The organism is Bacillus sp. SSR7 (assembly GCF_055902415.1).
Genome location: NZ_JBVVXV010000002.1, coordinates 427264 through 444017 on the forward strand (window position 1 = coordinate 427264; position 16754 = coordinate 444017).

Sequence of the window (16754 nt, forward strand, 5' to 3'; positions counted from 1 at the left end):
TTTTTCTATGAGAAAAGTAAATCTTATTTTTTTACTATAGAGGATAAGGAACAGAATTAGATAGCGATAGCAACGATATCAGTTGGGCATACACGTAAAATACCAGTAAAAGTATTACGGTTTTGATTGTTCTTATCGTCTTTATTGTTATCTTTGTTGTCTTTGTTATTACGAGCTAAAGCAGAGAAAAGAGCAACACCGTTAGCGAAACCTTCAAAAATTACATTGTTGAAAGTGCCATTACCTCTAATGCTTAAAAGAGAAAGCTCTGTTCCAACTGAAATGTTAGCAAGTACGTTACATACAGCTGGTTGTTGTGGTCTAACTACTTCTCTCTCTTTCTCTTTCTCATGATGTCTGCACTCTCTTTCATGATGATGACAGTCTCTAAAGTTATCACAGCATCCAAATGATCCAAACATAATCCTCATCACCCCCTTCACACTTATAATCTATGTAAGTTCGGTAGTGAGTGACTGGACAGAGAGTGGAATTTTTTCTAGGGGAATTTCTCATTTTAAAAGACTAGCTGGGTGTTTATTACGGAATGATGTTTAAAATAGGATAGATATCACAAAAAAGTGCAAAGACCACCGAAATGAATGAAATAGGTAGCCTTTACACTTTTTTGCTTTTATATAAAACGATGATATATACAGGAAGAGCTAACAGTAGCGGTACAATGGATCGTGCAGTATGTTTTTCTGATTCTAATTGGAATGCTTCTTCTTTTGGAAATTGTAAAACTGAAATATTTGCAGCATCGCCAATAAAATATAGAAGCAGTACAGTTACTATGTAACATAAAAGTGCAATAAAGCTTCCGTATGAACTCAATGAAAATCCCTCTCTTGTTATCTATTTGTTATCATTGTATCATAATTGTAACAAAAACACACGGTTATATTTCGATACTTTAACAAAATTCGACACGAAACGTCATTTATGTGTATACGAATAGCATGAAATTTACTGTTTTTTATGTCCGGATGTCGAATCATACATTCTAGTATTACGGATGTGTGACAGAATAAAAAAGAAACGAAGGTAATGAAATTACCTTCGTTTCTTTTTTATTCGTATGAAAGGGAAATAAGACCCTCATATTGATTAAAGCTTCATTTTATTCCGCTATTTGCGGGCAGTAAGACCCCCACCTCAAAATTCAGCGGAAGCAAAGAAGTTAGGTGGGGGATGCACAAACCCCCCCACTGATTCAAGTTTCACTTTATTATTTTGCCCATTCACTCACTTGTTCTACGCTCATTCGTGGTGCAGGGTGACCTTTTAAAGTTGATTCACCAATTGTAATAAGCATAATTGGTACGTAGCGAGATGAAACATTGAATTCTTCTGCAAGTGCTTGTGGGTTAAAACCACCAATCGCACAAGTATCCCAGCCAGTTGCTTTAGCTGCAAGCATAAGTTGCATTGCTGCTAAAGATGCATTTGAAAAGGCTGCATCTCTTGGGAATTGCTCACGGGCATATGCAGACTCAATATTTTTAGCTAAGCGCTCTTTTGCTTCTTCTTTCATAAATCCTTGTTCTACAATTGGACCATAAACTTGTTCAACATTTTTATAAGCTTCTAAATCACCTAAAATAGCGACTACAGCAGAAGCATCAAGAATTTGTTGTTGGTTATAAGCAATTGGATGTAATCGTTTCTGTACATCTTCACCTTGGAATACGAGGAATTTCCAGTGCTGTAAGTTCCAAGCAGAAGGTGCTTGAGCAGCTCCCTTTAAAATCTCGTGTAACTCTGTAGATGAAATTTCTTTCTCTGGGTTGAATGCACGTGTAGATGTGCGTTCATATAGAACATTAAAAAAGTTTTCGTTTGTCATTATATATCCTCCAAATTACATATCAAATTATGAAAAAAACAAATGTAATATATTCTACTTACATTTTGTAAGTTGTCGAATTTAAGAATATAATATCTTTATTTTAATTGTCAAGTTTTAAAGCGGAAGCTAGGGCATTCATACAAACGATACAATTCCTATAATCATACACTAAAAAAGGAATTTATAGAGTGAAAAACGAAGAGAACATTCTCAATTAGCTTGTTAACATGTATCCCTCACTCATTAAAATTTTTAGAGAACGGTTTTTATAAAATGTTTGTGAGGAATTCAGTAGAACAAGATATATGAAGTGAGTGAAGACTAGTGATGAACATACTACATTTTTTATTAGAGAATACGGTTTTCCAAAATGTATTACAAGATCTTCAGTTAAATGTCCTTTATATAGAAAATGGATGCACACATCAACAAACGATAGAAAATATCCATCCAAAATGTATGTTTATAGCAAATAGTTTTGAAGAAGGAGAAGTATTATTTCAGAGGACTAAACCACATATTATAATTATGTATGTAACAGATTTTTCTCAAATAAAATATATAAAGAATATGTATAACACGCAGAGTACATTTATTGTCATTTGGGATCAACAAATAACAAGTGAGTTTGCAGAGGTGCTTACGTTAGGAATACGTAATATTGTGATAGCCCCTGTGACTCCGCAAATGGTGTTAGAGGAAGTGAATAAAAGTTTATATCAGCTTTCTTTAGTGCGGCAAGTAAGTTTGCAACAAGAACTACTTCAAACGATGTTTGATTTTCGAAATGATCTATTGTTTATAGTAGAAGACGATGAGATTGTTGATTGTAATACAAATTTTTTAGAGTTTTTCGGATATGAAAATTTGTTTGCTTATCGTGAGCAACATTTAGTATTTGCTGAACATCTTATTAGAGAAAATGGATACTATTCAACAACTCATGATATAACATGGTTAGATGATACATTATCATATGATAGAAGAATTAAGATGTCCAACTATGAAGGGGAAGTGTCAACTTTTTTATTGCGTGCGACACCATTGCCAGAAGATTTATCAAGATTTATTGTGAAGTGTACAGAGATTACCGAATTAGATGAAATCTATCAAGAACAAGAAAGACTTGCTATGATAGATTCGTTAACAGAGATTTATAATCGTTTGAAATTCCAAAAAATACTCGAGGCAGAATGGGATAATGCGATGCGTAATAATGAAAACATAGCACTTATTTTGTTTGATATAGATAATTTTAAAGCAGTAAATGACACATATGGCCATGATTTTGGTGACTTAGCATTAATTGAGCTTGCAGAGCTCATGAAATCTAAAGTGGAGCAGCAACATGTATTTGCTAGGTGGGGAGGAGAAGAATTTATTATTTTAGTAACGAATACAGTAGAAAAAGAAGCATTTCAAGTTGCGGAGTCATTACGATTTTTCATTGAAACAAAGCAATTCTCAGGAATTTCGAAATTAACAGCGAGCTTTGGAGTTGCATTATATGAAAAAGGGATTACAAGAGAAGAATTAATGCAACGAGCGGATATTGCATTATATGAAGCGAAAAAAAATGGGAAAAATCAAGTGTGTGTATATAGAAAAGAAAAAAAGTGATTTTTCGCAACAAATTGTTGCGATTTTTTTTTATTACTTGATAATAGAGTGTAGGAGGGATTTTGAACGAAGGAATTATGGAGGAACAATATGATGAAAAAAATAATGATGATAGTTTCAATATGTGCTGTAGTTTGTGGAGGAGTATACTATTTTCTCTATAATCCTAATATAAAGGAAAGTAAAGAATTAATAACTAAGGTGAATCCTGCTGTTGAATCAGAAGTGCAAGAGAATATAGAAGAAGAAAAAAAAGAAAAGCAAATTGATTATGCTAGCATATCTCAAAAATTAGATCAATATTTAGTCGGAAAGCAATTCAATGGAACAGTTTTGGTAACAGATAAAGAGCATGTTATATTGAATAAAGGATATGGGTATGCTGATGTTCAAAATAAAATAGAAAATACGCCTCACACAAAATATCGTATTGGTTCTATTACGAAAACAGTTGTGGCTACATCTATTTTACAACTGCAGGATCAAGGGAAGCTAAATATTCAAGATAATGTGAATAAATATATTCCTTCATTTCCGGAGAATAAAAATATTACGTTATATCATTTATTAACGCATACCTCTGGTTTACCTGAACACGCAAAAGGCAATGTTAATGCTGCTTCCCGTTTACTGTTAATTAATTGGATTGGACGTCAAAATTTAGAATTTCCTGCAGGAACAGGTTGGAGATATACAGATTATAATTATATGGTTCTTGCCTATATAATAGAACATATATCGAAAAAACCTTTAGGAGATTACATAAAAGAAAATATATTTGTAAAAGCAGATATGCATGAATCTGGTATGGGAAATATGGTACCTGGAGATAAAAATTTTACAAAGGGTTATGTGAAAAAAAATCAAGAGCTTGTACCGGCGCAGAAGTTAGGCATGGATTGGCTATATGGTTGTGGTGAGATGTATACGACAGTTGGAGATATGAAGAAATTAGACGAAGCAATTATAAATGGAAAACTTCTTTCTGAACAAAGTATACAAGCGATGTTTTCACCTTCAAAAGAACGAAAATATGCATTTAGTTTTTACATATATCCGGATTATTTTCATAATCATGGTGTACTATCTGGTTGGAACACTTTCAATAATTTTAATAAAGAAAAAGGCACTTTTGTTATTTTATTTTCAAATGTGAAAAATAGTATGGATGATGACTTTAATAAAGATTTCCGAAAGATGGTAAGTGATTTATTAGAACAAAGGGGATGAGAAAATGAAACATAAAAATGTATCAATTGGTTTCATTGGTATTGGTGTAATGGGAAAAAGTATGGTGCGTCATTTCATGCAAGACGGTCATACAGTATATGTATATAATAGAACAAAATCGAAAACAGACTCTTTAGTGCAAGATGGTGCAAATTGGTGTGATACACCGAAAGAGTTAGTAAAGCAAGTTGATGTTGTAATGACTATGGTTGGGTATCCACATGATGTAGAAGAAGTGTACTTTGGGATAGATGGAATTTTAGAGAATGCAAATGAAGGCACGATAGCAATTGATTTCACGACATCTACACCAACATTGGCAAAACGTATTAATGAAACTGGTAAAAGTAAGAATATATATACGTTAGATGCGCCTGTATCTGGTGGAGATGTTGGTGCGAAAGAAGCAAGACTCGCGATTATGGTCGGTGGAGAAAAAGAAATATATGATAGATGTTTACCGTTATTTGAAAAGTTAGGAACAAATATTCAGTTGCAAGGAGCAGCTGGGAGTGGACAACATACAAAAATGTGCAATCAAATTGCGATCGCTTCCAACATGATTGGTGTATGTGAAGCTGTTGCTTACGCGAATAAAGCTGGACTGGATCCAGATAAAGTGTTAGAGAGCATTTCAACGGGTGCTGCAGGTAGCTGGTCATTAAGTAATTTGGCTCCTCGAATGCTAAAGGGAGATTTTGAACCAGGGTTTTATGTAAAGCATTTTATGAAAGATATGAAGATTGCGTTAGATGAGGCTGAAAAATTACAATTACCAGTACCAGGTTTAAGTTTGGCGAAGGAATTGTATGAAGAGCTAATAAAAGATGGGGAAGAGAATAGCGGAACACAAGTGTTATACAAAAAATACGTAAGGGGGTAAATGAGATGGATCTTCAAAAATTTGATGAGATAATTGATACTGTACAAAGAGCAACATGTATACAAATTAATGAAAAACAAAAAGAAGCTTTTAAACAAAAATATGATTTTGAACCGAATTTCGAATATGGAAGAGATGAGAAAGGGCATTACGTTATTCGAACTTCAAAAAAGATGCTAGAAGAAATGGAATTTTATTTGGCATTGAAATATGATCGAGATGGAGTTGACCTTTACATGGAAGCGGAGATTGACGGTATATATCATGTATCTGTTAGCTATAGTGAAGACGCTTTGCATCTACAAGAATTGTTTCAATTTCTAGAAGAAAATAAATAAAAGTCCTCATTTGAGGACTTTTATTTATTTTTAATTTTGTAATTATAAGCTAGAAGCCCGGCGGCATCGTTCGATTGGGAATGGAATAACTTGCGCGATGTGATTAGGACCGAATTGTTTTGCACGAGCATGGCGTACTATATAAAATGCACAGAGAATTGAAACAGGAATAGCACCGAACAAACCAAAAAGTAAAGCGCTTACACAAGATGCAACAAAACCTAAAACACCAACTTCTAACTCTTCCATAATGGCTCCTAAAATAACAGGAAGTGCTCCACACATAACTCCTAGTATAAGTGCGATAAGTAAACTCATGATTCTCCCCCTCTGTTTGCGATTTTCTTTTCCTTCTTAGTTAATTGTAGTATATCATATATAAAACAGAATTTTCAGAAAAAAGTTCAAAAAAAGTTCAATAAATGTTCAAAAAGTATTAATAAATACACTTGAAAAATTGAAGGGAGAGATTGTACTGAACGGAAGGAATAATACGATTAGAACGATAAAAAATCAGGCTTATTTCATTTTTTGAAATAAGCCTGCTCCATAGGAGGATGTATATATGTAGAGTGAATAAAAGGTTGGAAAAGGGGGTCCAAGGCCTTTTATTCAACTAACTACCTTAATAGATTGGAACCCAGCCTTCAGTTGTAACAAAAATACGAATAGCTACAACTTGACGATCATCTTGCAAGGTAAAATAATGTCTTGCATTTTCAGGAACAGATATGAGATCGCCTGGCTCAAGTTCAACGTCAAAAAATGTCCCATCTTTTCCTTCAATGGCGAAGATGCCATGACCACTAACAATAAAGCGAACTTCATCATCAGTATGATGGTGTTCTTTTTGGAAATTAATTAATAGTTCGTCAAGGTTAGGTGTGCTATTTGAAAGTGAAATTACATCGTGTGCTTTATAACCTCGGCGTGATGAAACATCAGCAATTTCTTTTGAAAACACAGCTAATATTTCAGCCTTGTTTTCATCTGTTAAAGAATAACTTTCATTTAAATGAGTAGGAAGCTTAGAGATGTTCCATTTCTCATATAAAACGCCTTCCTCTTGTAGAAATTTACATACTTCCACTTCATTTTCAATACGAGTATTTACTTCATGAATACGAATTTGCGCCATTAGAAACGCCTCCTTGAATTGATAATAGTTTTATATGAAATTGGAATAAAAACTCATAAGCTTCTAATCTTTTCTTAGCATCAAAGCTATCTCGACCCCATACGGTAATACCATGGTTACGGATCAATACTGCTCCCGAATCTCCTTGTATATGCTTTCGGAAGTTTTCTCCAAGCGTTGGGATATGGGCATGGTTTTCGATAATAGGAATGTTTATTGTTGCACCTTCTTCCCAAATATCGAGAGCTTTAATAATTTCTTGATTTTGAAGTGTGACTGCATCACTATATAAATTTGTGATAACATTGTTATCGGTTGTATGAACATGAAGGACGCACCCAGCATTCGTATGGTTATAAATATGTGTATGCAAGATTGTTTCTGCTGAAGGACGTAATTCAGTTTCTAATACGGGAATCCCTAGATGATCTACTAATAGAAAATCATCTGGAGTCGTTTTTGTTTTATCTTTACCACTTGCTGTAATGAGAAAAGTCAGTGGTTCATGACTAACCTTTATAGAAATATTACCACTCGTTGCTGGAAACCAATTGCGTGTTGTTAATTCTTTTTTTATCTCGCTTAAGTCATACCATTGACGAAAAAGTTGTTTCATAATTTCACCTCCAACAAATGTTTTAATTCAGCTTGCACATCTTGAAATGTTTCAAACGGTGTATAAGCAATATGATTTTCTTCACACATTGTAATAAGAAAATCGCGAGCGAACACTTTATCAGCTTGTTTCGCGGCTTGTAAATCAGTAATAGAATCTCCAATTACAATATGAAAGTCATTTGTATCACTTAATTTACGGATTAATGATGATTTACATAATCCGCAATGATTTTGACAATGATCATCACAAGAATGAGGCCATTTAACTGTAATAAACTCTGCTGAAAAGTCTGTTTCATTACAATAAATTTGCTCTTTTGGAATGATTCCTTGTAAGAGTGGATAGACGAAGAAATCCATTCCACCTGATATTACGTAAAAAGAAATGGTATTTTCCTTTACGAATTGTATAAACTCATGAAAACCACTACGGATTTCAGCAGTCTCTATTAAAAATTGAATAATCTCATCGTGCAGATTAGTAGGTATGAATTGAAATAATTGAGAAACACCTTCTTGAATAGATAGCTCTTGTGATAAAATTCTATTCTTTACTTCTTCAGCTTCTGGTGGTGCAAATTTTTCCATAATGGACATAATGTTATCATTATTTGTAATCGTGCCATCGAAATCACAAAATACTTGAATACTCATAATTTCACCTCATGAGAGGGATTTCCCCATATTTGTAGTGCGCTATGCAAATTTATGTCATCTACTTCATGGAGTGGTTTATTTTGCAAAGTAGCATCAATTGCAGCACGGAAAGCTTTACCGCCGCCCTGCGCCCCATTTGGATGTCCATGTATTCCGCCACCAGCATTAATAACAACATCTTTACCGAAATCTCGTACAATAAAGGGAACGAAACCAGGGTGAATACCAGCAGACGGAACAGAAAAGCTCTTTTTGAAAAATGCATCGTCTTCAGTTAAATATTTTGAGATAGCAAGAGCTTCCTCTTTTTCTAGCGCAACACTTCCGTATGGAGATGGGAATAATGAAAAGTCAGCCCCAGCATAACGGAGTAGTTTCCCGAGTAATAATGGAGATGAAACTCCATATAACTTGGATGCGGAATAAGCACCACTTACAGCAGGGTGTGCCATAATAGGAACCGGGATTTCATCATCTTCTGCAAGTGATTGTAGTACATCTAGTCCGTAAGAGAATACGTTAAATAATAGAATATCAGCTCCAGCTTGCACTGCACGTTTCGCATTTTCTTTTAAATCAAAAGTTCGTCCTGTTAAATTTACGGCATATAACGTTTTATGTCCGTATGTTTCATATACGGATTGTAAAACTTCTTTTCCAGATACGATGCGTTTCGTAAGTGGTGTTAATGCATTTTCGAATAATATTTCATCATCTTTTACGATATCTACACTACCAATTGCTTGATCGCGTAATTGCGTTTTTAAATACCCAATATTTCGTCCAATCATTCCTTTAAAAATACTCATTAAAAGGGGACGATCATGTACTTGTAAAAGATTTCGAATACCATCTATCCCAAATTTTGGACCAGGAAACTGTTTTTTTAATTCGTCTGAAAAAGTTAAGTCAATTAATTTTACTTCGCCATCAAGTGAGAGCTTTCCAAATGTAGTCGTTAAAATTGCTGGTAAATCCGGACTGAAATTTAATAACGGATATTCGATTTTAATAATTCCGCGTTTTACTTTTTTACGTAAATACGAATTGGTATGTTCATGTTCAGCTAATTCCTCAACATGAATGACGCTGCCTTTATGCTGCTTTAATTGTTCTTGCAATAAGTGTGGCAAATGAGTCCAAGAGCCAATTGTTAAACCGAGTGCAATTTGCTCAGCTTTTTTTTCTAAGTTATGTGAATCATCATGGATTAAATACGTCGCTATAATTCCGCTCATTGTTATAACCTCCTAGTTAAATAAAAAAACCTCTCAGCTAAGGAGAGGTTTTTTTACAACCAGCTCCTTATCTGTCAGCGTAATGCTGCGAGAATTAGCACCGTGTCTACAATTGTAGATCGGTTGCCGGGTTTCGTCGGGCTCGTCCCTCCACCTGCTCTTGATAAGAAGTATTTAGAAATGTTTAAATTTTTAAGATAACTGAATTTTGTCAGATGTTTTTCATGTTGTCAATTACTTTTTGAAAAAATTTAATTTATCAATTCGATTAATGGCTTCTCGTAATCTATCTTCTGTATGCAAGAGACCAACACGGACGTATCCTTCGCCATGCTCACCAAATCCAACACCAGGAGCAACTGCAACGTGTGCTTTTTCTAGTAAAATATCAGAAAATTGCTCAGATGTATATCCTTTTGGAACAGGAAGCCATGCAAAGAATGATCCGGTTGGAATGTCTACATTCCAACCAATCGAGTGACAAGCAGAAATAAGAGCGTTTCTTCGAGATTCATAACTATTTACGAGGTTTCCTACGCAAGACTGTGAACTTAATAATGCTTCGCGGGCAGCATCTTGAACTGCACCAAAAATACTAACATACATATGATCTTGTAATAAGTTAATTGTTTCAATCACACTTTCATTCCCTACTGCAAAGGCAATACGCCATCCAGCCATATTGAAAGTTTTTGATAATGTATAAATTTCAATTCCCGTATCTTTGGCGCCGTCTGCTTGTAAGAAACTAACAGGCTTTTGACCGTCGAACCCTATAGCACCGTAAGCGAAATCATGAACAACTAATATATTGTGTTTATTAGCAAAATGAATCGTTGCATCAAAAAAATCTTTTGATGCAGTAGCACCTGTAGGATTATTTGGATAGTTTAAAAACATTAATTTTGCACGCTCGGCAATAGAGTCATCAATTTTCGTATAATCTGGTAAAAAGTTATTTTCTGCAATAAGTGGCATTGTTTCAAACTGAGCTTTTGCTAAAGCAACTCCTGATAAATAATCTGGATAACCTGGATCTGGAACGAGAATCGTATCACCAGGGTTTGTAAAACAAACTGGTAATTCTACTAACCCAGCCTTTCCGCCGAATAAAATAGCAACTTCCGTTTTTGGATTTAATTTTACGCCGTATTCGCGTTGATAGAATGTTGCTACAGCTTCTTTTAAACTTTCATGTCCGCGAAATGGCGGATATTTATGATGAATCGCTTTTGCAGCAGCATCTTGTAAAGCTTTTACGATATGCTGTGGTGTTGGTTGATCTGGATTACCCTGTCCTAGATTAATAACATCGTGCCCTGCTGCAACGACTTTGTTAACTTTTGCAACAAGTGAAGCGAAAAATTGTGTAGGCAATGATGTTACGATCTCAGAAGGTTGAAATAATTTCATGCTTTCCACCTCTTTTGAAAGTTGTTACAATTCTAGTGACAAATGATATAATCTTTCCAGTATTTTGTAAAGAAAAAATTAAGGATGGGGCTGACAAAATGAAAGTCGCATGTATTCAAATGGATATTGTTTTTGGAGATGTAGAAAAAAATATTGAGAATGCTAAACATAAAATAAACGAAGCGATGAAAGAAAGACCAGATGTTATCGTCTTACCAGAACTATGGACAACAGGTTATGATTTAACGAGACTCTCTGAAATTGCAGATAGGGATGGATTGGAAACGAAAGAAAAGTTGATAGAATGGTCGAAACAATATGGTGTACATATTGTTGGTGGTTCTATAGCAAAGCAAACGGAGCAAGGTGTTACAAATACAATGTATGTTGTAACGAATAAAGGAGAACTAGTCAATGAATATAGTAAAGTGCATTTATTTCAGCTTATGGATGAACATAAATATTTAATCGCTGGAAATAGTACTGGTGAATTTAAGTTAGATGATGTAGAGTGCGCCGGCACCATTTGCTATGATATTCGTTTTCCGGAGTGGATGCGCGTTCATACTGCTAAAGGTGCAAAAGTTTTATTTGTTGTAGCTGAATGGCCATTCGTTCGTTTAGCGCATTGGCGTTTATTATTACAAGCAAGAGCAGTTGAAAATCAGTGTTATGTTGTAGCATGTAATAGGGCAGGGAAGGATCCAAATAATGAGTTTGCCGGCCATTCTTTAATTGTCGATCCTTGGGGCGAAGTTGTTGTAGAAGCGAATGAAGAAGAATCAATTCTATTTGGCGAGCTTACATTCGAGAAAATTAAAGAAGTACGCAAAGGAATTCCAGTTTTTGCAGATCGACGTCCAGAATTATACAAATAAAATGTTGACAAGTGATTTTTATTCTTGGTATAGTCTTCAACATAAAGTTAAAAATTCTAAAAAATTATACAACTCTTATCAAGAGCAGGTGGAGGGATTTGGCCCGATGAAGCCCAGCAACCGACCGTAATACCATTGTGAAATGGGGCGTTTATGACGCCAAAAGGCACGGTGCTAATTCCAGCAGAAAGTAAAACTTTCTGGCAGATAAGAGGGGAGAAGATAAACTTCAAACCTCTTTCTTAGTGGAAAGAGGTTTTTCTACGTCAGAAAAACCTCTGAATATAAAAAAGGGGGAGAAGACGATGGGATATTATGCATTAACTGAAACAACAGCTATACAATATGCGAAAGAACACGGTTATTTTGAAAAGAAAGAAAATGTAGTTTGTCATGAAATTGGAGATGGAAATTTAAATTACGTGTTCAAATTAGATGATGGAGAGAAGTCTATTATAATAAAACAGGCACTGCCGTATGCGAAAGTAGTTGGTGAAAGCTGGCCGTTATCTATAAAAAGAGCGACAATTGAAAGTAAGGCACTGAAAATTTTTGCGAAGTATGTACCGGATTATGTTCCAGTAGTGTACAGTCATGATGAAGAGTTAGCGATAACGGTAATAGAAGACTTATCAAGACTAACAATTACAAGAAAAGGATTAATAGACGGAGAAGAATATCCACTTTTATCCCAGCATATCGGTCGTTTTCTAGCAAATGTTTTATTTTACACTTCAGATTTTGGTTTACAGTCAGAAGAGAAAAGGGTACTAGAAGGTACATTTGTAAATCCAGACCTCTGCAAAATTACAGAAGATTTAGTGTTTACAGATCCGTTTGGACATTACGATACGAATGATTATGAGCCGGAGTTACAATTGGCTGTTGATGAACTTTGGAGTGATAAAACTTTAAAACTAAAAGTAGCGCAATATAAATATAAGTTCTTAACAAGAAAAGAAACTCTTATTCATGGTGATTTACATACAGGTAGTATTTTTTCATCACCTTCTGAAACGAAAGTGATTGATCCAGAATTTGCGACATATGGCCCATTTGGGTTTGACATCGGTCAATTTATTGCAAATTTATTATTAAATGCTTTATCTAGAGAAGAAGAACAGAGAAGTGTACTATTTTTCCATATAGAGAAGACATGGAGTTATTTTGTAGAAACTTTTACGAAGTTATGGATTGGAGAAGGTGTAGAAGCATATACGAAAGAAAAACAATGGTTACCAATTATTTTGCAAAATATCTTTATTGATGCTGTTGGATTTGCTGGATGTGAGCTTATCCGTAGAACAATTGGCCTAGCGCATGTAGCTGATTTAGATGAAATAACAAATAAAGAAACAAGAATTCAAGCTAAGAAACAAGCGTTATCCTTAGGTAAAGAACTAATAAAATATGAATCTAAAAACGCTGATATTCAACTGTTCCGATCATTATTCCAACAGACAGTTTCTGGAGGGGTAAAAGCATGAGTACAATTGTTACAATTCCGAGGTCTGTCAGTTGGAAAGGGAATGCTATTGCAGTATTAAATCAAACAAAGTTACCGCATAGCACAGAATACAAAACATTAACGACAATTGAAGAGGTATGGAAAAGTATTGTCATGCTAGAAGTACGAGGAGCACCGGCAATTGGGATTGTAGCTGCATTTGGCTTGGCGCTTGCATCAAAAAAATATGATACTGTACATATTGAAGAATTTCAAAAGAAGTTTAATAGAGATTGTAATTATTTAGGAACATCACGCCCGACAGCAGTCAATTTATTTTGGGCAATCGATCGTATGAGAGAATCCATTCGAGAAATTACTACAATAAAAGAAGCGCAAAAAATATTAGAAGAAGAAGCGCTTCTTATTCAGCAAGAGGATGAAGCAGTATGCAGGAGTATTGGAGAACATGCATTAACATGTTTTCAAGATGGTGATAACGTTTTAACAATTTGTAACGCTGGCAGTATCGCAACTGCTAGATATGGTACTGCATTAGCACCGTTTTATATTGGGAAAGAAAAAGGTGTACATTTACATGCATATGCATGTGAAACGAGACCAGTTTTACAAGGCGGTCGCTTAACGACCTGGGAATTAAAACAGGCAAATATTGATGTAACACTTATTACAGATAATACGGCAGCTCATGCTATTCAAACGAAAGAAATCAACGCAATTATTGTAGGAGCGGACCGAATTGTCGCAAATGGAGATACAGCAAATAAAATCGGAACAATGAATTTAGCTATATTAGCAAAGTACTTCGGTATCCCGTTCTACGTTGCAGCTCCGTTATCTACATTTGATATTACGAAACAAACAGGGGCTGAAATTGTTATTGAAGAAAGAGACGAAACAGAAGTTACGAAAATTTTTGGGAAACAAGTGGCACCAATTGGAACTGATGTTTTTAACCCTGCATTTGACGTAACGTCGAATGAATTAATTACAGGTATTATTACAGAGAAAGGTATTATACGTGGAGATTATAAGCGAGAAATTGCATCACTGTTTGAAAAAACAAGCTAATACAATAATAGCTTGTTTTTTTATGCCTAAATGTTTTCTTTTCTCTTATTTATATAATGAAAGGAGGCGAAAAAGATGGAAGAGTGGATCAAGATGATAGGCAATGTAGGGTTTCCAATTGTTGTAACATTATATTTGCTCCATCGGATTGAAAGTAAATTAGATGGGGTCATTGTTGCAATAGAAAAGTTGCCGCGGCAATTACTACAGTATAATGATCCTCGAGATAAAAAATAAAGTTTGCTCTTCGTGAGCAAACTTTATTTTTATTGAGCAGTATAACCCCCATCGATAACAACGGCTTGTCCAGTTATTCCTTTAGTTTTTTCGCTCGCCAAAAACATCACATAATCAGCGATTTCTTGTACTTGTAATAAGCGCTTTTGTGGTACGAGTGGATAAATGACATCCTCTAAAACATTTTTAAGTGGTACATTTCGTGTAGTAGCTAAGTCTTGTAGTTGGTTACGTACGAGAGGTGTATCGACATAACCAGGACAAAGGGCATTTACAGTAATTCCGTGAGTAGCCCCTTCTAAAGCGGCAACTTTTGTTAATCCAATTACGCCATGTTTCGCGCTATTATAGGCAGATTTTCCGGCGAATCCAACAAGTCCGTTAATCGAAGCAACATTAATAATACGACCATATTTTTGTTTTTTCATAATCGGAAAGGCATGCTTAATTGCGATAAAAGGAGCGATTTGCATAATTTTAATAAGTAGTTCAAACTTTTCGGTTGGAAAATCTTCAATTGGTGAAACGTGCTGCATTCCTGCGTTATTAATTAATATGTCTAATGAACCGAAATGATTAACAGTTTGGGAAATGGATGCTTCTATTTCTTCTTCAGATGTAACATCACATTTTAAACCGATAACCTGATAGCCTTCTTTTTGTAGTTGGCTGGCAGCTTCTTTTGCACGTTCTTCAAGACGATCGGTAATAACAACTTTTGCACCTTCTTTTGCAAAAGCGTTTCCCATTTCATAACCAATACCACTTGCAGCACCTGTTAAAAAAACAACTCGATTTGTAACCATGATGAAAAACATCCCTTCGTAATAAAGTTCTCATATTGCTCTATTTAGATAGTGGATAATAAAAATCCTGCAAAGATTTGGGAAAATATTGTTAGCTATCTTGTTTTGCAAAATAGTCTCTGCTATACTATTTTGTAAAGCAAGATACTAATGCTTATCTATCTTGTAAAACAAGATAGTGGGAGGATTTGAATTATGTCGACAAGTCAAATGCTAAAAGGAATTTTAGAAGGATGCTTACTTGCTATTATTTCTGAAGGTGAAATATACGGTTATGAAATGAGTGAGAAGCTAGCAAAGTATGGCTTTACAATGGCGAGTGAGGGAAGTATTTATCCGTTATTAATAAGAATGCAAAAGGAAGGATTTATAACAAGTGTAATGAAGGAATCCTCATCTGGTCCAAAACGGAAGTATTACACGTTAACAGAAAATGGCGAAGATGCACTGGATGAATTTATGGATCGCTGGGAAGCGATGCAAAGTAGTGTGGAACGTCTACTTGAAGGGAAGGGGAGAAGAAAATAATGCTATCAAATGAAGCACGAAAATTTTTATTAGATATGAGATTGTTTTTGACTGCAAAGAGTGTGAAAGAAACCGATATGGAAAGCTTTATTGAAGACGCAGAACTTCATTTAATAGAAGGTGAGATTGATGGGAAAAGCGTAGAAGAAATTTTCGGAAGCTCACCGAAAGAATATGCAAATGAACTTGTAAAAGTGATGGAAAGAGATAGACAAGAAACGTGGAAGCAAATTGGTTTTACAGTAATGAATATCGTATCGTTTTGGATTATTGCTTCTGTCCTAATAGTGAATAACGGATTATTACAGATGTCACTTATTCAGTGCGTGGGGTATAGTTTGTCATTGATTTTAGTTGTTATAGGTCCTAATTTTTTACTGCGCAAAATGACCTTTGTAACAAGTTTTACAAAAACGTGGTTTTCTATGTGGTTTTTAGTTATGATCGCGCCAATGTTTTTAATGGGGGTTGTTACGGTATTAGATGTGATATATCCTACAAAAATATTTACATTCACCGAGTTGCAAAGTTATATATTAGCTGGTGGTGTTTTCATCATTACAGTAGCGATCAATATATATTTTGATGGATGGTTTAAAAACTTATATTTAATTATTCCACTTTCGATTATGTTACTGTTTAAAACATTTACATCAGAAGACCTTGTTCCAATGTTATTTCAAATTATATGTTTATACGGAAGTTTGTTTATTTTAATTTTCCTTGAAATTATGATGAAGACGAATAGAAGAGAGACGGTTTAATAAGGGAGGGATTAT

General features: G+C 34.7%; 20 protein-coding genes and 2 riboswitches. Of the genes, 10 read left to right on the forward strand and 10 right to left on the reverse strand.

The genetic code is table 11. The features are described 5' to 3' along the window. Positions 1–56: 56 nt before the first annotated feature. The 3 genes from AC0NJG_RS06330 to AC0NJG_RS06340 all read right to left on the reverse strand — a co-directional run bounded on the left by AC0NJG_RS06330 (position 57) and on the right by AC0NJG_RS06340 (position 1849). A complete protein-coding gene (locus tag AC0NJG_RS06330; RefSeq protein WP_000468015.1) occupies positions 57–422 on the reverse strand; it encodes a DUF3915 domain-containing protein in 366 nt (121 codons plus the stop codon). Positions 423–618: 196 nt separating this feature from the next. Continuing rightward, a complete protein-coding gene (locus AC0NJG_RS06335; protein WP_000100487.1) occupies positions 619–837 on the reverse strand; it encodes a hypothetical protein in 219 nt (72 codons plus the stop codon). A 394-nt stretch (positions 838–1231) separates the two neighbouring features. Beyond that, entirely contained in the window at positions 1232–1849 is a 618-nt protein-coding gene (locus AC0NJG_RS06340) for a nitroreductase family protein (protein ID WP_087954399.1), read from the reverse strand. Between the two features lie 330 nt (positions 1850–2179). Here AC0NJG_RS06340 and AC0NJG_RS06345 point away from each other — a divergent pair, with 330 nt between their 5' ends. The 4 genes from AC0NJG_RS06345 to AC0NJG_RS06360 all read left to right on the forward strand — a co-directional run bounded on the left by AC0NJG_RS06345 (position 2180) and on the right by AC0NJG_RS06360 (position 5923). Continuing rightward, positions 2180–3472 (forward strand): GGDEF domain-containing protein, encoded by a 1293-nt coding sequence (locus tag AC0NJG_RS06345; RefSeq protein ID WP_140168694.1) that lies wholly within the window; start codon positions 2180–2182, stop codon positions 3470–3472. Positions 3473–3562: 90 nt separating this feature from the next. After that, complete coding sequence (locus tag AC0NJG_RS06350) at positions 3563–4702, forward strand: serine hydrolase domain-containing protein (protein WP_474062928.1); 1140 nt, start codon at positions 3563–3565, stop codon at positions 4700–4702. A gap of 4 nt (positions 4703–4706) precedes the next feature. After that, on the forward strand, positions 4707–5585 hold the full coding sequence (locus tag AC0NJG_RS06355) for an NAD(P)-dependent oxidoreductase (RefSeq protein ID WP_087954401.1): 879 nt from the start codon (positions 4707–4709) through the stop codon (positions 5583–5585). A gap of 5 nt (positions 5586–5590) precedes the next feature. Then, the gene (locus tag AC0NJG_RS06360; protein ID WP_048550633.1) at positions 5591–5923 is read left to right on the forward strand and encodes a DUF3909 family protein; all 333 of its coding nucleotides are present in this window, start codon (positions 5591–5593) and stop codon (positions 5921–5923) included. A gap of 42 nt (positions 5924–5965) precedes the next feature. Here the strand turns inward: AC0NJG_RS06360 and AC0NJG_RS06365 are convergent, their stop codons facing one another. The 6 genes from AC0NJG_RS06365 to AC0NJG_RS06390 all read right to left on the reverse strand — a co-directional run bounded on the left by AC0NJG_RS06365 (position 5966) and on the right by AC0NJG_RS06390 (position 10987). Next, complete coding sequence (locus AC0NJG_RS06365) at positions 5966–6241, reverse strand: hypothetical protein (protein WP_087954402.1); 276 nt, start codon at positions 6239–6241, stop codon at positions 5966–5968. 307 nt (positions 6242–6548) lie between these two features. Then, on the reverse strand, positions 6549–7061 hold the full coding sequence (locus AC0NJG_RS06370; RefSeq protein WP_087954403.1) for a cupin domain-containing protein: 513 nt from the start codon (positions 7059–7061) through the stop codon (positions 6549–6551). Continuing rightward, the gene (locus AC0NJG_RS06375; RefSeq protein ID WP_087954404.1) at positions 7039–7677 is read right to left on the reverse strand and encodes a methylthioribulose 1-phosphate dehydratase; all 639 of its coding nucleotides are present in this window, start codon (positions 7675–7677) and stop codon (positions 7039–7041) included. Before AC0NJG_RS06375 ends, AC0NJG_RS06370 begins: the two co-directional genes overlap by 23 nt. Then, positions 7674–8333, reverse strand: a complete 660-nt coding sequence (locus AC0NJG_RS06380; RefSeq protein ID WP_087954405.1) for a 2-hydroxy-3-keto-5-methylthiopentenyl-1-phosphate phosphatase — start codon at positions 8331–8333, stop codon at positions 7674–7676. The genes AC0NJG_RS06375 and AC0NJG_RS06380 overlap by 4 nt, the downstream gene beginning before the upstream one ends. Continuing rightward, positions 8330–9574, reverse strand: a complete 1245-nt coding sequence (mtnW, locus tag AC0NJG_RS06385; RefSeq protein WP_087954406.1) for a 2,3-diketo-5-methylthiopentyl-1-phosphate enolase — start codon at positions 9572–9574, stop codon at positions 8330–8332. Before mtnW ends, AC0NJG_RS06380 begins: the two co-directional genes overlap by 4 nt. 64 nt (positions 9575–9638) lie before the next feature. Beyond that, positions 9639–9744: riboswitch (SAM riboswitch) on the reverse strand. 64 nt (positions 9745–9808) lie between these two features. Then, a complete protein-coding gene (locus AC0NJG_RS06390) occupies positions 9809–10987 on the reverse strand; it encodes a pyridoxal phosphate-dependent aminotransferase (RefSeq protein ID WP_087954407.1) in 1179 nt (392 codons plus the stop codon). 14 nt (positions 10988–11001) lie between these two features. Here AC0NJG_RS06390 and AC0NJG_RS06395 point away from each other — a divergent pair, with 14 nt between their 5' ends. The 4 genes from AC0NJG_RS06395 to AC0NJG_RS06410 all read left to right on the forward strand — a co-directional run bounded on the left by AC0NJG_RS06395 (position 11002) and on the right by AC0NJG_RS06410 (position 14641). Then, positions 11002–11865 (forward strand): carbon-nitrogen family hydrolase, encoded by an 864-nt coding sequence (locus AC0NJG_RS06395; RefSeq protein ID WP_474062929.1) that lies wholly within the window; start codon positions 11002–11004, stop codon positions 11863–11865. Between the two features lie 72 nt (positions 11866–11937). After that, positions 11938–12079: riboswitch (SAM riboswitch) on the forward strand. Between the two features lie 91 nt (positions 12080–12170). Continuing rightward, positions 12171–13352 carry an S-methyl-5-thioribose kinase gene (gene mtnK, locus AC0NJG_RS06400; protein ID WP_474062930.1) on the forward strand — a complete coding sequence of 394 codons (1182 nt, stop codon included), beginning with the start codon at positions 12171–12173 and terminating at the stop codon, positions 13350–13352. After that, positions 13349–14404 carry an S-methyl-5-thioribose-1-phosphate isomerase gene (gene mtnA, locus AC0NJG_RS06405; RefSeq protein WP_087954410.1) on the forward strand — a complete coding sequence of 352 codons (1056 nt, stop codon included), beginning with the start codon at positions 13349–13351 and terminating at the stop codon, positions 14402–14404. Before mtnK ends, mtnA begins: the two co-directional genes overlap by 4 nt. Positions 14405–14479: 75 nt before the next feature. Beyond that, positions 14480–14641 carry a YvrJ family protein gene (locus AC0NJG_RS06410; RefSeq protein WP_087954411.1) on the forward strand — a complete coding sequence of 54 codons (162 nt, stop codon included), beginning with the start codon at positions 14480–14482 and terminating at the stop codon, positions 14639–14641. Between the two features lie 29 nt (positions 14642–14670). Here the strand turns inward: AC0NJG_RS06410 and AC0NJG_RS06415 are convergent, their stop codons facing one another. Next, entirely contained in the window at positions 14671–15447 is a 777-nt protein-coding gene (locus AC0NJG_RS06415; RefSeq protein ID WP_087954412.1) for a 3-hydroxybutyrate dehydrogenase, read from the reverse strand. 195 nt (positions 15448–15642) lie between these two features. Here AC0NJG_RS06415 and AC0NJG_RS06420 point away from each other — a divergent pair, with 195 nt between their 5' ends. Then, positions 15643–15975 (forward strand): PadR family transcriptional regulator, encoded by a 333-nt coding sequence (locus AC0NJG_RS06420; RefSeq protein WP_087954413.1) that lies wholly within the window; start codon positions 15643–15645, stop codon positions 15973–15975. Next, positions 15975–16739, forward strand: a complete 765-nt coding sequence (locus AC0NJG_RS06425) for a DUF1129 domain-containing protein (RefSeq protein ID WP_308900363.1) — start codon at positions 15975–15977, stop codon at positions 16737–16739. Before AC0NJG_RS06420 ends, AC0NJG_RS06425 begins: the two co-directional genes overlap by 1 nt. Positions 16740–16754: the final 15 nt, after the last annotated feature.

Bases quoted from the DNA above. Each gene is read 5' to 3' on its own strand.
- AC0NJG_RS06330 (WP_000468015.1), bottom strand. From the start codon at position 422: ATGTTTGGATCATTTGGATGCTGTGATAACTTTAGAGACTGTCATCAT.
- AC0NJG_RS06380 (WP_087954405.1), bottom strand. From the start codon at position 8,333: ATGAGTATTCAAGTATTTTGTGATTTCGATGGCACGATTACAAATAAT.
- AC0NJG_RS06390 (WP_087954407.1), bottom strand. From the start codon at position 10,987: ATGAAATTATTTCAACCTTCTGAGATCGTAACATCATTGCCTACACAA.
- AC0NJG_RS06360 (WP_048550633.1), top strand. From the start codon at position 5,591: ATGGATCTTCAAAAATTTGATGAGATAATTGATACTGTACAAAGAGCA.
- mtnK (WP_474062930.1), top strand. From the start codon at position 12,171: ATGGGATATTATGCATTAACTGAAACAACAGCTATACAATATGCGAAA.
- AC0NJG_RS06370 (WP_087954403.1), bottom strand. From the start codon at position 7,061: ATGGCGCAAATTCGTATTCATGAAGTAAATACTCGTATTGAAAATGAA.
- AC0NJG_RS06355 (WP_087954401.1), top strand. From the start codon at position 4,707: ATGAAACATAAAAATGTATCAATTGGTTTCATTGGTATTGGTGTAATG.
- mtnA (WP_087954410.1), top strand. From the start codon at position 13,349: ATGAGTACAATTGTTACAATTCCGAGGTCTGTCAGTTGGAAAGGGAAT.
- AC0NJG_RS06340 (WP_087954399.1), bottom strand. From the start codon at position 1,849: ATGACAAACGAAAACTTTTTTAATGTTCTATATGAACGCACATCTACA.
- AC0NJG_RS06350 (WP_474062928.1), top strand. From the start codon at position 3,563: ATGATGAAAAAAATAATGATGATAGTTTCAATATGTGCTGTAGTTTGT.
- AC0NJG_RS06375 (WP_087954404.1), bottom strand. From the start codon at position 7,677: ATGAAACAACTTTTTCGTCAATGGTATGACTTAAGCGAGATAAAAAAA.
- mtnW (WP_087954406.1), bottom strand. From the start codon at position 9,574: ATGAGCGGAATTATAGCGACGTATTTAATCCATGATGATTCACATAAC.
- AC0NJG_RS06410 (WP_087954411.1), top strand. From the start codon at position 14,480: ATGGAAGAGTGGATCAAGATGATAGGCAATGTAGGGTTTCCAATTGTT.
- AC0NJG_RS06415 (WP_087954412.1), bottom strand. From the start codon at position 15,447: ATGGTTACAAATCGAGTTGTTTTTTTAACAGGTGCTGCAAGTGGTATT.
- AC0NJG_RS06365 (WP_087954402.1), bottom strand. From the start codon at position 6,241: ATGAGTTTACTTATCGCACTTATACTAGGAGTTATGTGTGGAGCACTT.
- AC0NJG_RS06420 (WP_087954413.1), top strand. From the start codon at position 15,643: ATGTCGACAAGTCAAATGCTAAAAGGAATTTTAGAAGGATGCTTACTT.
- AC0NJG_RS06425 (WP_308900363.1), top strand. From the start codon at position 15,975: ATGCTATCAAATGAAGCACGAAAATTTTTATTAGATATGAGATTGTTT.
- AC0NJG_RS06345 (WP_140168694.1), top strand. From the start codon at position 2,180: ATGAACATACTACATTTTTTATTAGAGAATACGGTTTTCCAAAATGTA.